Here is a 14,068-nt window from a genome sequence, read left to right on the forward strand (position 1 = left end):
ATTTTAACATCTAAAGACAAGCCGGCAAACTTGTCGTATGTGCCGGCTTTAACCAGACAGTTGTTATTGTTTGTCCTTTCCATCGGACGGAAAAGCCTTTTCAAAAGCGGCTAAAAAACCTTCAAGAGAAGTCTTCCTCTTTCTAATAGCAGATTCCCAAACTTTTAGAAAACCTTCTCCTTCCGGCGTCAAGGAGTAAACCTTGCGAGCTGGTCCTCCGCTCCCTGGTTCAAGACGTGACTCCACCATCCCCTCTTCCTCTAAACGACGAAGGTGACGGTAAACAACCCCGGGATCAGGTACTACATCGAGGAAAGGTAGGGTTTCCAACTTTTCGATAAGTTCATAACCATGTATCGACTGTTCTTTTAATATCAGCAAGAGACAAGGAACGATGAAACCTTCGATTCTTGGACTTAGGTCATGGCATCCGCATTTGTTTTGGAAACCGTGAAAAAATCTAGGCGGTCCGCACATGATTTGTCTACCTCCTGTAACAAAGCATATATATAAACCAAGTTACTATTGACATTATAACAGTATTGACATAAAACGTCAATAATTAGCTCTCAATGACCGTATTTCCTGAACCACTCTATCGGCAAAAAATTTCTACCGCTGGTAGGAAGATAGTCAATCTCACCGCCGTTTTTAAAACCTATATCCCCCAGTCAGTACTTTTATAAAATGGTTTGCTATTGAACACGAATTGAAAGAAGTTACACTGGAAAAACGTTATGAAATCCGCTTGGCGCGCAGCCGTCCCGTGCTGGATGCCTTTTTGGCGTTGCTTAATAAACAAAGTTCGCAAGTGTTTCCCAAAAGTGCTTTTGGCCAGGCGATTCATTATTGCTTGGGTCAGTGGGATAAACTCGAAGCTTTTCTGCGAGACGGACGCCTGGAAATAGATAATAACCGCAGTGAACGCTCCATTAAGCCCTTTGTGATTGGCTGTAAGAATTGGCTGTTTGCCAACACCCCACGCGGTGCCCAGGCCAGTGCCATTATTTACAGTTTGTTTGCCGAGTAAATAAATAAGCTTACTTAAGTCCTCACCTTATTGGCAGGGTGGGGATTATTTAACGCTTACAAAATCTAGATACTGCTCTGGAGCTTCCCCCTTACTCTCAAGACCAGTTTGTCATTTCGCCTTTGTTTTCTTCTGGTTTAGATCCTTGATATCAACAATTCTCCACCCTGAGTTAAACTTGGATAGATAGAAAACACTGGTCCCGCTATCAAGCAATTTCCCTTTTGGTCCGTCACTTGCCTCAAGAGCAACTACTACTTTAGCGGTATTATCAGTGGTTTCCTCAGAGACTACTCGGACAACTTTGATGTACAAATCTTGTACGGATGGATCTTTAGATTTAGCGAAATCGAAAAGCATAGGGAAGAGATCAGCCACGTCCTTTATACTTACCCCGATAAAGGTCCCCAAGATATTGCTGGTAGCAGTATAAGCTTTTTCATATTTGGGGTCAAAGCAGGAAACCGCAGTGTTTATATCTTTCTCATTAATGGCCTTAATGAATTTTTCTACTACGTCTATCGGTTTGACTACAAAAAACATATTGTACAGAATAATCCCGGCGATAACAATTGCCACGACGATGGAGGTAGTTAGGATCTTTGTTTTGGCCACAGTACCCGCCACTTGAGCTGCACCGACCCCAGTTGCTCTGGCGACTTCATTAACCCCCATCATTACTGATGAGGATGGGCTTACACTTGCAGCAACTTGACTCGCGGTATTAAGTATTTGCTTGGCTGCTTGGTTTGCCACACTGGGTGCTCCGCAATTGACACAGAAGTTTGCCCCGTCAGGCAATTGATGGCCGCATTTTACACAAAACAAGCGCTATCCCCCCTGAACTTTAAGCCTCCTCAATCTTATGTCCGCACTTGGCACAAAACTTTGCTCCCTGTGTAACACCATTACCACACTGGGGACAAAATCCTGAAGTTATCGGCTTACCTAGGGTTTGTTGTGTCTTGACGTGGATTTCCTCAAGTTCGTCTTCTTTATTTTTGATTTCCTGATCTATCTGGGCTATCCTGGCGTATTTGAGGTTAACTTTTTCCAAGTCAAATTTGTCGTTCTTCAACATGGCGTAAACTATATGACCAAGTTCTTCGATAGCATCTTTCTTTTGCTGTTTAAGTTGGTCAATTTCTGTCTTGACCTTCGTTGCCTCGACCCATTCTTTTGATTTGGCGCTAACGGTGGTTACCCCTTTGCCGAGCCCCTGCTTTAGTTTGTCAAAAAAGTCTGCCACAACTTGGAACCCCCTTTAAGTCAACTTTGAGCCGCACTCAACGCAAAAGTCGTTACTGGCTGAGTTCCTGCTTCCGCACTGGGAGCAGAATTTGGAATCTTCTACCCCCCCTTCCACCGATATTTGAGGGTATCAGTGGAATTGGCTTTCCTTGATTCATCATCTGGTAGAGGTTAAAGCCAGCGGCAGCGATAAACAAGATTAAACTTAAATAGAACCCGGCCCCATAATCGGCTTCAAGCATTTTTTTGCCTTGTTTCGCGATTTCATCGTCGATTACGAATTTAAGCACCAGGGTAGTAAGAACCCCTATCGCCCCCGCCGCAGCGGATAGAATTAAACCCAGCCTGTTCTTCATGAAACCAACGCCAATACCACCAAGAACAACCAACAGAGTAATAACTGTAATTATGTTTCTTTGAATTCTAACAAGATACGAGGGTGTCGTTCTGGTCAACTTGTTGTTTCCTGGCATAGGCTTCAAAACCCATGAAAAATCGGGAACTGACGATGATTAACACAGCCAGAAACAGACCAAAACCACCAAGTACCCCGAAAAATAAAGGACTGGTTTTTTGGAAACGATCTTCGATGCTGATTCTTTGACCCGCAGGAGCAGTAACAGTTCTTTTCCCTTTTTCTTCAAGCCCTACAGAGCTTGTATTGGTTTTAAGGCTTGTAGTCACTTCTTCTTTGGTTTTTATAGTGGACGCATTGGTTTTAGTATTTGTCACTTGCGCCAGTTGATTTCCCGGATACAGAACGACGTATTCCACAGGCTCCAATATTTCTACTCTACTCCCAAAGAAATTGGCCGGTATGAAGTTGTCATAAAACCGGTAGACAGGGAACAACTTCGATGAGTTTGGAACAAGCTCGTAGTTTACTTTTTCATCCGTGAAAATTTTTGCTGAGGCTTTCTGGAATGCATCGAAGTCTTTACTCGTATAAGCAATCACATAAGTAACCAGACCATAACCGTCGTTTCGGGTTATTTGATAGCCATCTCCCAGCTGCTTGTTAAAATAGTCAAGAACCTTGTCTGTGCCGCCCTCATTGAGTACCTTGGCCGTGCTTTCGTCCAGGGTAATTTCAATTTTTCTGGATGGATTTTTTATGTCTTTGAGGTTTGTGTTAATAGATAAATGTTTAATCGGCTGACTGTACCTATCTTGAAGATCAACGTTTCCGTACCAACTCGCTCTACTACCACTGGGTAGGATAAATGTCCCATTTGTGGTGTCTACCAGTTCGCTTCTTGAGGTTAAGCCAGCTTTTTTAACAGCATTAATTGCCCAGGCAAAATAATCGTCCGGCTTGTTGGGTTCACGATAAGTAAAAGTCTGGTTAAATGGGGAACCGCTAACGTTACAGATGATACCACTACTCTTACCCAGGATTTCATCACTTTTGCCAATCAATTCCTGGATAGACGAAAATTGCATGTTCATCACATAAGTAACACCATTACTATCCGATTGGATTTGCAGATCTAAAGGCCTAGGCAGATTAGCTCTGATAGTTTCATCAAGGGCAGGCTGGCCACCTTTTATTTCGTTGAAATCGCTTTTCGGGACAAAGATTTGCAATTTACGGTATCCAGAACCATCTTTGTTAATTTTGGTTTCAATGTTAAGTTTCGCGCAACCCGATAAGACTAGAGTAAGGACAAAAATGATAGTTAGTGATAGAACCAGTCTTAGTTTCCTAGACACCCAACCCGCCCCCTTGCTGTTTATTAAATGGAAGTCCAACCTGCGGGAACACTTTAGTTGATCTCACATGTTCAACCAACAAGCGGAGCAATGCCCCGACCGTGCAACAAATGGTTGAAAACAGGAAAACCATCAAAACCCCTTGCCAGAATAAGTTGTTGATGGCCAAACTAAATGAGATACTGCCTTCGCCAGGGATTGAAGCAGAAAAATTGCATTTAAATCCAAACCATAAAGCCAACCCGTTAGTCAGCAAGGTGTAGCAACCGGCGGTAGCAACACTTTTAATCAGCAGTATCTTGTTACGCAAGACGAAATCGCCTTGATTGATTCGATACGCATAATAGCCACTGAGTAATAGGGCAATAACAGGTATAAGCACCAATAAGTAGCAGATATTGCTAAGTAACAAAAAAGTACCATCCGAAACATCCACGCCATTAAAAAGGTCTGCCGAGCCATTAACAATCTCAGGTTTGTGGTTATCTTCCATAGAATTAAGCACCCAAGTTATCTTTCCGCCGAACAAAAACGGTAGGCTTTGTAAGGCAAGATAAGGCAACAAACCGAGCCAGTAGCCCATTCTTAGTTCTTTAGGAAATGCAGAGTAAATATCGTCCTCGTTTACTATCGGCTTGAGATCATATGTCAAAGAAAAGACTGATAACGCAATAACAATTAAAAAGAGAGCGAAGACATATGCGTAGATCCCACACATTATCCCTGTGCCGGCAAACGAAAAACGTTTTTGCAGATCAAGGCCGATCGCGTAGATGAAAGATTTACCGTGCTTATTGAGGTAATGCATGACGGTAGCAGTAAAGAGGGAAAGGATAAAACTTTTGAGCAAAATGCTGAAAATACCCAAGCCGGTACTGATTTTATATTCTACTGGAACAGAAAGACCATTTTCAAAAGGAACGCTTAAACGTCCACTGTCAGGGATATTGAAAAGAAGAGCTAATATAGTCATTAGAAGGGTGTAACCAAGGGCATAAAAAACAGTCCTATGTAACGGAGAATCGACCTTAAAAAACTTTTGAGCCACTATCCAGCCAACTGCAATTGCTAATATCGGAATAATCGGTCCAAGCACTAACGGAAAACTAAAATTACCTGAAGTCATCCCACTTAAACCAACAGGACCAAAAAGTTTACCTGAAAAATCACCTTTAAAACTTAGACTGGCAGTATGAAGTAACCCATACAATTCAAAAGGGCTTGGTGAAATATCTTTAATAAGGTTGGTAAGCATCATACCAAATTGTCTAAAATCGTTTTCTTTTTGCAGTTCTTTTACAACAACACTAATTACCCATGTCCGGGTAAGAAAAGAGATAATGATACCGATTAAGACGCTAATGACCGAGCCAGTTAAAACGTTTAAGATAGTTTTTTTGTCTATATTCTTAAAAGCTTGAGTATAATTGACTGTCACGACCTGTTGATGTGTTAACAAACGCGTACCACAATTAGTACAGAAGTTATCACTGATTGAATTTTTGGTCCCGCATTCGTGACAATAAATAAATTGCTCACTCAAAACTACCCTCTCCCCTTGTTTATAACACTATAGTTGACAATGTTTTTATACTTTGGTTAGAAAACAACAATTTTTATCTTTTAAGCAATACTTACATTTTTATCCACCCCTCTTTTAGTCTTAGTTATTATAAGATTATATTATAAGATTATTCTATGAAGCAAGATCAATGTATGATTCGTCCGTGTCAAGATTCAGTAGGTATCTCCACAAAAAATTTTCCCGTTATAAGACCTCACCGCTCAAAACATTAGCTTCAAGGCAGCGGCCTTGACAGCCACCCCACAGGTGGTCAAATATATGCACCGACAGGGCGGCTCCAGGGAACAGGTAACATAATACACCAACTCTGTCGCAAAACCATTATACCACCTGCGGGGACCCTGGCTGTCAAGGCTTCCCTAACGGCGCTGCTTTTTGGGCCCTCTAAGGCTCACCAAGGAACAGGTCGTTTGTTCCCAGTTCTTGTTCATACCTGACACAATTACGTCCAGCACTTTTTGCTTCATACAGCAAGCTGTCAGTACGTGTTATAACAGTATCAACTGTATCCGCAGGAATGTAACCAGCTACACCGAAGCTCGCCGTCACCCGTCCTATATCCGGTAAAGCCAGGTTGCTCAAGTTTATTCGAAGCTCTTCCGCCAAACAAGCGGCCTTTTCCACAGGTGTTTCGGGTAAAAGGATAATAAATTCCTCCCCGCCCCATCGAGCCAGAATGTCTGTTTTACGGAGCCTGCTTTTTATCATCTCTGTCACTTTCTTAAGAACCATATCACCAGCAGCGTGTCCGAAATTATCGTTTATGGTCTTGAAATGATCCAGATCCAGCATTATAATCGAAAAACGTCTCCCGCTCCGCCGCGCACGTTTCATCTCCTGTTCTATCATTCCCATGAAAAAACGGCGATTGTATGCATTTGTAAGAGGGTCGGTGATGGACAACCTGTAAAACAGTTCTTCTGTTTTTTTGCGTTCGCTGATGTCGCGCACAATTCCCACCGCGTGCCAGACACCTTTTATTTTTAAGGCAGATAGTGATAGTTCCACATCAATCTCTTGCCCATTTTTAAGCTTTGCTTTCAGCTCAAGTGTTTTTCCAACAGAATTTCCTTTTCCCGTTAGCTGGAAATTCTTGAATCCCTTCAAATATAGCTTATAAATTACCTCATTGGGCACCAGCAGCTTGTGCAGGTCTTTGCCCAGGACTTCTTCTCGGCAGTACCCAAAAAGTTTTTCCGCTGCCGGGTTCCAAAAAGTTATGTTCCCCTGACCGTCAATCATGATGATGGCATCCCTTGCCGAGTCTACAATGGCACTTAAAATGGCCTGCCTGGCCCGCAGTTCTTCTTCCAGTGTCCTGCGTTCCGTCAGATCGATAACCAGGGCCACATACACTTTTTCTTCCCAGTGTTCTACAAGTTGCAGATGGATCTCTGCAGGGTAAAGAGAACCATCCTTCCGGCGGTGTACCGTGTTGAACACAATCTTCTTCTGCTCACCGCTGACCAGAGGGGCAAGAAGTTCCCTGAAGCTCTGGAGGTTCAGTTCAGGCTTAAGGTCGAGAGGGGTCATCCGGCTCAGTTCTTCCATGGTGTATCCCAGGTTCTCCCTGGCCCCACGATTAACGGCAATGAACTTAAATGTTTCGGGATGAAATATATAGCCCTCGTTCAGTGAATTTTCAATTATGTGCTGATAAAGTTGTAATTCTTTCTCTGCCTGACAGCGTTCGGTGATGTCAAAAATGATATAATACAGCAGCATGCTTTCCTGATATTGGATAGGGCAGGAATAGACTTCAACGACCCGGTTTTCTCCGCCAGCCAGGCGGTGAGTAAAAACAAAACGGCCATGATTTTTCTCAAAAACCTCTACTTGCTCTTGGGCAGGTTCTGAGCAGGAATCAACATTAAGTTCTTTTATGTTCATTTTAAGTAAGGTTTCTCTGGGATATCCATAAAAGCGGCAGGCAGCTTTATTGGCGTCAACAATACGTCCCGATTCGGGTTCAATTAGCAGCATTACCGCTTGATGCATTTCAAACATGTTGTGGAACAGCCTTTCACTCTGCTTCAACCGGGTATTTGCTTCATGAAGCTTAAGCGCCATTTCCACTGCCGACAAAAGCACATATTCACTGGTATTTTTTATAACATATCCGTATCCTGTAACTGAACGTATTTTTTCGACAATTTCTCTGCTGGCATTGGCGGTTAGAAATACAATCGGTATATCTCTGAACTGCTGGATTAACTTTGCTGTTTGTATGCCATCCATTCCTTCCTCAAGTTCTATGTCCATCAGAATAAGGTCAGGGCAATGGCTGCTCCAGGCTTTTTCCACAGCTTCTTTTCCCGTACAAGTTATTTCTACCGCGTATCCGTATTTTCTTAAGATATCAGCTGTTATTTGTGCATTAAGGCGGCTGTCTTCAACGATAAGGATTTTTGTGCTATTGAATGCAAGCATTACCTTCTCCTCCAGGTGTCCCTGTATTCCAACGAAATCGGCCATTGATGCTTGGCAAATGTCAGTTTTCGATTTCACCTGTGCCGGTAATATCTCTGATCAGCCGCTGGATCTGCCACTGGGTATATCCAATCGTTTTAAGATTAGTGCATAAAACCTGCACGGTCCGCAGTTCCTCACTGTCCTGTCTTGGCGTACTCATTAATGATCACCCCTCTACCGCATTTGGTGGTAATAAAAAGTTCTTCATAGCATACTGCTATGTGCGAGATCTCGGTGGGTCAGACAAAAGTAAAGTCTCCGGGGTAAAAACAAAGCACAACCCATTGGCCCCTTAGTTTTTCCAGTGAAATTTCTGTTATTTTGCCTTGATGAAATGCCTTGGCAGTAAATTCAGGAGCTTTTTCCCTACAAGCATGCTTAAATTCCTCCTAATCACCAGACAGCCTTTCCTGTCCAGCTCTCTGAATACTCCAGCCAGCCTTTTCTGTTCTTCTTCGCCAAAATTTTCGGCTGTGTAGCTGGTGAAGTTGGCTGTTGCTGAAACCGGGTGGTACGGCAGGTCCAGGTACACAAACGTGCCGGGCTCCGCATGTTCCAGTGCCAGGTTGAAGTCGCCGCAGATTATCTCTGCTCGTTTCAGGACTTCGCTCACCAGCCGTAGGTTTGTCTCGTCAGCAATCCTGGGGTTACTGTACCGCCCGAAAGGGACGTTGTGCTTCCCCTGCCGGTTGACCCTCCACAGGCCGTTGTAGCCGGTCTTGTTCAGGTAAAGAAACCGGGGACGCACGTTCCACTGAATCGAGCTTCGCCGGGTTAAGCGCTCTTATGTGATAATAGTAATCGGCTTTGTTTTCGTGCTTTCTTAAATCGGCCAGGAGTTCTTCCAGATGGTCGCGCACCGTCAGGTAGAAGTTTATCAGCTCTTCGTTGCTGTCGATCAATACCGCCTCGCGCCGGCTTTAGTTGGCACAATTAAAAAGCAATTCCTTTCGATTGTAGGAATATTCAGTACTATGTGGTGATAACTGTTTATTTTTACCAGCACTTTTGTTCCGTAATTGGTATCTTTTCCGTAAGACGCTTTTGTTAATCGATTAGTACGCAGCCGACGAGTATGAGGGTGCCAGAGACGAATGTGTAGTCCAGTCCCGCCCTTTTGCACAGCTCCCCCACGTCGATGCCGAAAGCGGACAAAGAGCCTTTACGTTCTTCGGGCTTGCGGCAGGACGCGTCCGGATATGTACAGCATTCACATAACCCACAGCCTCCGGTTGAAAGAAGCAGCACATCCGAATGCTCACTGCGGATGAAGGCGCAGAACTCCTCTAGCCTTTGATTGTGCCGCTCAACAAGTTGCACCATAAGCTCATGGTCGCTGCTGTCCTCCAGAATGCTCTTGCTTTGCAGGAGTATGCCTCTTTTGAATCTGGATATTTGCTCGGCACACATTTCAAGATCGCCGCAGCCGGGCGGACATACCCAACTTTTGCCATAGTTTTGGCATTTTTGCGGTGTGCAAAGTGCACGGATCTCCGGCTTGCACTCCATGATGCTGCAATTGAAGGGTACAGCCGCGGTAAAGCCGAGCGCTAGCGCCGTGGCCGTGTATTTAGTCAGTTCGTCCATGTTCATTCCTCGCTCAATTCTGCAAGTGACGAGCCGGTCAGCCGCTGCAGACTGCTCGTACCGTATGTCCTGTGGGCAGGCTTGTTTGGTTTCATTAAGTATGAACGTGAACGGATACCTTTTCAATACCACTTGCATCCAGTGCACTGGTTTCAACCCCGTATGCCTGTTCAATAACTGGACGACAGAGCCTGGTGCTGGCCTCGCACCCCCGGGTGTTGTGACCGGGATAACGTAGCCCGATGGAGTTAGTCACTCCCTGACTGAGGCTGGTCAACTCCGAGGCCTGCATGTCTCCGACTTCAGTCGGGGGTAGTTGACACGGTATTAACTCTTACAACCTGACAGTATCTCCCCTTGAAGGGTAGAGTACTTTAAGACTCCCTTCAAATCGCTTGAAGAAGCTTCTGTTCTCGCTGTGGATCGGAATTAGAATCTCCGGCTTGATCATCTGCACCAACTCTTCCAGACCGGGGCCGTGAATGTGGCCGCTGGCGTGGAAACCGGACTTCTCCCGGTCACGTCCCAGCGTGCCGTATAATCTAAAACCGCAGAAGTCTATCCAATTCTTGACACGCTGGTGGTCGATCAGCATTTCTTCGTCAAAAGCTTCACTGGAAGAATAGATGTATGAACCGCCGCTGGGGGCAATATCCAAAAACGCGTGGAAGTCGTAGTAAGAGAAGCACAGGATATATGCGCTTGGGTCAGTTTGGACCCTGGCCGCATCCACCAGTCGGTCCGGAGCACTGGTGTTAAACCTGCTCAGAAGAGCGTCCTCCCATTTCTGACGCACCGCCTTGGGACGCACGTACAGGGCTATTCTTTCGTCCGTAAAGGGGTCGGGGATACCTGTTTCTCCGCCGGCCTTGATCGCGTCCAGAAGGTACACATCTTTTGGAGTAAGCACCAGCTGGCGGCCGGCTGCGCCCGCTATTTTCCAGAAAGAAAGCAGCCGCTCTACGTTGCGGGGACCGAAGTCAGCCACCACCAGACCGTCCGTTTTCCGGACCGCATCAAAGCAGTTTGAGGCCACCGTATCCTCGGTAACCGGTGATTCCGTCGCCGGGTGGGTGCCCTCACAGATCAGCACAGCTGGTTTCAGCTCGGCGGCCTCTTTAATAAACTGCCTGGATAAAGCAGAATTTTTCCCGTGCAGGCGAAGGTCGCCAGTGTACACTATCCAGCTGGCAGACGTCTTTATCCCAAACGCACCTGCACCCGGCACAGAGTGATCCACCGGCCAGAAGCAGATCTGCAAACCGGCCACCTCTGTTTTGTCCACACAAGCCTCAAGTGGTGTGCAGCACAGGCCGCGGGTGGCGTCGCACTGTTCCCAGAAAGACACTACCGCTTGACTTTCCGCGGTTTGCCCGAAAACCCGGTAAGGACGCTGTTGGGCCGGGGCTGGATTTGTTTTGGTAGATCTGACAGTTTGTATGAGGCCGTCTTTGAACTCCCGCGGCGTGGTGTAGCATATGTCCTGCAGCCTGTTTCCGCCGCTGGTGTCCTGCAAAGCCTTGCAGATAAGAGCCGTTGTTAAGCTGGAATAAACCGGTATGTCGTCTCGCAGGTAGGAAATGTATCCACAGTGGTCGTAGTGGGCGTGGGAAAGCAGGACGCCCTGTATCTCTACTTCACGAAACAATGGGTGGTTTAAATATTTTTGCCAGACACCCGGGTACTCCAGGTCGAGTCGGTAGAGATTTTTCAGCGGCGGCAGTATTTTCAGGGCTAAAAGATCGGAAAATCCGAAGGTGTTCCGGGAGTTAAGGAACTCGTCGAAGTACATTCCTTCCGCCTTGAAGTTAGTGCCGAAGTCCAGCATTAAAGCTGCTCCATTGTCCTCCAGGAGTATCTTGTTGCCGCCAATGCAGTCAGTGCCATCGTAAAAGGTTATTGAGACAGACATCTATTGAAAGCCACCTTGCATTTGATTCTCCGTTTTCCAAAAACATTCTTCAAAGATTTGCCATTTCCTTCTATTAAAGCTCACAAATATAAAACAATGGTTTAATTTTCGACATCCGGCAGGAATTTCCTCTCATGCTATAGAAAAAGGCGCTCCTGCGCCTTTTCAAGAAAAAAGAGGTGGCAACCCAAAAGTCAGTGACCACCTCTTTAGCCCTTGTATACCACCCCATCTATGTGATTGAGCACTTCTTCCGGTGAAAATAAGTTAACCTATGGTCTGACCTTCATGGCTCGCACGAGGGCGACCGCGGCTTCGGCTCGGGTGACGGCCTGGTCTGGTCTAAAGTACGAACCGTCTCCCTTCAGGATGTCCAGGCCCCAAGCCAGGGCCACATAGCCAAAGGAATCTTTAGCAATGGCGTTGGTATCGGCATAGGGAACCTGGTAAATTCCTTGTACCCGGGCCGCACGCTCCAGGTTCAGCAGGCGGATCACCATTTTCGCCAGCATTTCCCGGCTGATGGTGGCGTTTGGCAGCAGGTCTTCCTTCAACCACCCGCGTTCCCTGGCCTGTTTCAAGACGTCTTCGTCCGATAGGTCGATGATTCCCCAGGGGCCGTTATTGGCCATCAGCATTGCCCGCAGGAGAGATGCCGCGGTGATATTTTCCGCCGGGCGGAAGGTGTCACCGTACTCGCCGAAGATGCCGGCCTGGCCCAGGAGGGTGATTTCCTGCTCCCCAAAGCTTCCCTGGATGTCCGTAAAACGGTGTGCTCTTGGCTGTTGGGCGAGGGGTTTCCCCTGCCAGTCGAGCGGCTCCCCGGTTTTCGCATCGATCAGATTGGTGACCTCTTTGCCGGGAGCAGCCAGCGGCTGGTAGACCAGCTGGACTTTTTCCGGGCCGGCGGGTCCGTAAACCTGGTTATAGCTCAGGGTGAGGGGGCGGTTTTTCAGAAACGCCTCCGTGGCCTCGTTGGCGTTTAAAAGCTTTTCCGGGGCCGGAAAATCCAGATCAAACCAGTTCAGGTTGTAACTGATGATCCGCCCGGCGACCGTGTCCACTGTCACACTGATGGTATTGCCCGGGAAGACGATGCCGTTCACTACCCGCTGATAGATGAAGTACTGGACAGGCGGGTTCTGGCTTTCCTTCAGAGGACGGGGTCCCCCGCCCGGGTTATTTTCCTCCAGCTTGACCTCCTGGAAACGCTGGGGCTGAACCTGCCGCAGGAAGTTTTCCACCATTTTCTGCGCTGCTTCGCGGCTCAGCTTACCCGCTTTTTCTGGCCCGGGGTACGGCGAAGACAGATCAAACCCCAGTAATTCTCCCGTGAGGGCATTGACCCGGGCGCTGATATAGTCCGGCTTTCCAGGGCCGGGGTTTTTGGCATTCCAGTACAGGTGCCAGATGCGGGTTTCCGGTGACTGCCAGGCAGTCATCAGGTTGGCGTTACGCAGAACGAGGTCAGCCGGGATGTCCACCCACTTTTTCACGGCGGCCACCGCCTCATCCTGGCTGATCAATTTGGCTGTTTTTTCGATTTCCTGCAGTTCTTCCGGGCTCAGGGGACTCAGGGGAGCCTGGGAAGCGAGCGCTTTTCTGGCCATTTCCTGGGCCCCGCCATCGCCGCCGCCACCGTTCAGCAACCAGCTACCGCTGTCCAATATTACCGGCTCGCCGGTCAGGGCGTCGATGACCCCGTTAGATGGATGATGCAACTGGTAGACCAGCTGCACGCGCGGTTTTTCCCCCGCGGCCAGCGGTTTGTAGGGCGGAGACATAAAATACTGCAGTTCCAGCATGCCCGCTTTTTCGAAGGCTTCGCGGGCTTTTTCCGGCGAGATGGCTCCTGCCGTGGCCGGCAAGGCGGATTTTGTCCAGTTCAGGTTGTAGTTGATTACCCGCCCATCATCACCACGAACGCCGATGTAGACCCCGTTTCCCGGAAAGACAGCGCCGTTGACCACCCGCTGCCAGATAAAATTGTAGGTCACCGGCCCGTAGTTGTTGAGCGGCATGACTTGATCATCATCAGTGACCAGTTGCAGTTCCGCTACCCGATTGGGCGCCAGCCGGGCTAATAGTTTCGCGGCTATTTCCTGGGCTTCAGCTTTGGAGATGGTTGGCAGGCGTAAACCCGGCTCAGGCTGATATTTGGCGTCCCAGTAGTTCACATTGGTGATTTCTCCCGTAATCGCGTCCACCTGGGCGTGAAAACTCCCCCCCGGTTCGCCCGGCTTGTTCCAGTCAAGCGACCACACCTGCCGGTTGTCGTAATTGTTGTAACCGGAAGTAAACCTGGTGTATTCTTTAGGAATTTCAAAGTTGTCCTTCACGGTGCGGATGGCCTGTTCCAGGGAGACGGCCGGTTTGTCATCGGCTAGTGCCCCGGCAGGAATCAGGGTCAGCAGCAGCAGGGTTGTCAGCCACCAGGTCAGAAAGCGTTGGCGGTATCGTTTCAAGCTTATACATCCTCCTTTGATAGTCCCACATGTAACCAGAGGGTCTAGGGGGA

12 protein-coding genes and 3 pseudogenes are annotated in these 14,068 nt (G+C 47.4%); 1 reads left to right on the plus strand and 14 read right to left on the minus strand.

Annotated features, from left to right (window positions below; translation table 11 throughout):
- Positions 1-63 precede the first annotated feature (63 nt).
- On the minus strand, positions 64-477 hold the full coding sequence (locus HPY81_01180) for a PadR family transcriptional regulator (GenBank protein ID NPV26074.1): 414 nt from the start codon (positions 475-477) through the stop codon (positions 64-66).
- Positions 478-685: 208 nt separating this feature from the next.
- On the opposite strand from HPY81_01180, the pseudogene HPY81_01185 reads away from it, so the two are divergent.
- Positions 686-1,018, plus strand: a pseudogene (locus tag HPY81_01185) (transposase).
- A gap of 123 nt (positions 1,019-1,141) precedes the next feature.
- On the opposite strand, the gene HPY81_01190 reads toward HPY81_01185, so the two are convergent.
- From HPY81_01190 to HPY81_01250, 13 genes and pseudogenes are all read right to left on the minus strand, one after another.
- Complete coding sequence (locus tag HPY81_01190; GenBank protein NPV26075.1) at positions 1,142-1,858, minus strand: zinc-ribbon domain-containing protein; 717 nt, start codon at positions 1,856-1,858, stop codon at positions 1,142-1,144.
- Positions 1,859-1,877: 19 nt separating this feature from the next.
- Positions 1,878-2,279: a zinc ribbon domain-containing protein gene (locus tag HPY81_01195; GenBank protein ID NPV26076.1), complete on the minus strand. Its 402-nt coding sequence runs from the start codon at positions 2,277-2,279 to the stop codon at positions 1,878-1,880.
- A gap of 52 nt (positions 2,280-2,331) precedes the next feature.
- Entirely contained in the window at positions 2,332-2,736 is a 405-nt protein-coding gene (locus tag HPY81_01200; GenBank protein ID NPV26077.1) for a hypothetical protein, read from the minus strand.
- Positions 2,705-3,994 carry a hypothetical protein gene (locus HPY81_01205; GenBank protein ID NPV26078.1) on the minus strand — a complete coding sequence of 430 codons (1,290 nt, stop codon included), beginning with the start codon at positions 3,992-3,994 and terminating at the stop codon, positions 2,705-2,707. The genes HPY81_01200 and HPY81_01205 overlap by 32 nt, the downstream gene beginning before the upstream one ends.
- Positions 3,987-5,537, minus strand: coding sequence for a zinc ribbon domain-containing protein (locus tag HPY81_01210; GenBank protein ID NPV26079.1), 1,551 nt, complete (start codon positions 5,535-5,537; stop codon positions 3,987-3,989). The genes HPY81_01205 and HPY81_01210 overlap by 8 nt, the downstream gene beginning before the upstream one ends.
- A gap of 426 nt (positions 5,538-5,963) precedes the next feature.
- Complete coding sequence (locus HPY81_01215) at positions 5,964-8,009, minus strand: PAS domain S-box protein (GenBank protein ID NPV26080.1); 2,046 nt, start codon at positions 8,007-8,009, stop codon at positions 5,964-5,966.
- Between the two features lie 61 nt (positions 8,010-8,070).
- The gene (locus tag HPY81_01220) at positions 8,071-8,211 is read right to left on the minus strand and encodes a hypothetical protein (GenBank protein ID NPV26081.1); all 141 of its coding nucleotides are present in this window, start codon (positions 8,209-8,211) and stop codon (positions 8,071-8,073) included.
- Positions 8,212-8,290: 79 nt separating this feature from the next.
- Positions 8,291-8,416, minus strand: a pseudogene (locus tag HPY81_01225) (redoxin domain-containing protein).
- Positions 8,368-8,953: pseudogene (locus HPY81_01230) on the minus strand (Dam family site-specific DNA-(adenine-N6)-methyltransferase). Before HPY81_01230 ends, HPY81_01225 begins: the two co-directional pseudogenes overlap by 49 nt.
- A gap of 145 nt (positions 8,954-9,098) precedes the next feature.
- Positions 9,099-9,638, minus strand: coding sequence for a DUF2284 domain-containing protein (locus HPY81_01235; protein NPV26082.1), 540 nt, complete (start codon positions 9,636-9,638; stop codon positions 9,099-9,101).
- A gap of 94 nt (positions 9,639-9,732) precedes the next feature.
- Complete coding sequence (locus HPY81_01240; GenBank protein ID NPV26083.1) at positions 9,733-9,915, minus strand: hypothetical protein; 183 nt, start codon at positions 9,913-9,915, stop codon at positions 9,733-9,735.
- Between the two features lie 57 nt (positions 9,916-9,972).
- The gene (locus tag HPY81_01245) at positions 9,973-11,550 is read right to left on the minus strand and encodes an exonuclease (GenBank protein ID NPV26084.1); all 1,578 of its coding nucleotides are present in this window, start codon (positions 11,548-11,550) and stop codon (positions 9,973-9,975) included.
- A 272-nt stretch (positions 11,551-11,822) separates the two neighbouring features.
- Positions 11,823-14,015, minus strand: a complete 2,193-nt coding sequence (locus tag HPY81_01250; GenBank protein NPV26085.1) for an S-layer homology domain-containing protein — start codon at positions 14,013-14,015, stop codon at positions 11,823-11,825.
- Positions 14,016-14,068: the final 53 nt, after the last annotated feature.

The organism is Bacillota bacterium (assembly GCA_013178045.1).
In the GTDB taxonomy this organism is placed as follows: domain Bacteria; phylum Bacillota; class Ch66; order Ch66; family Ch66; genus Ch66.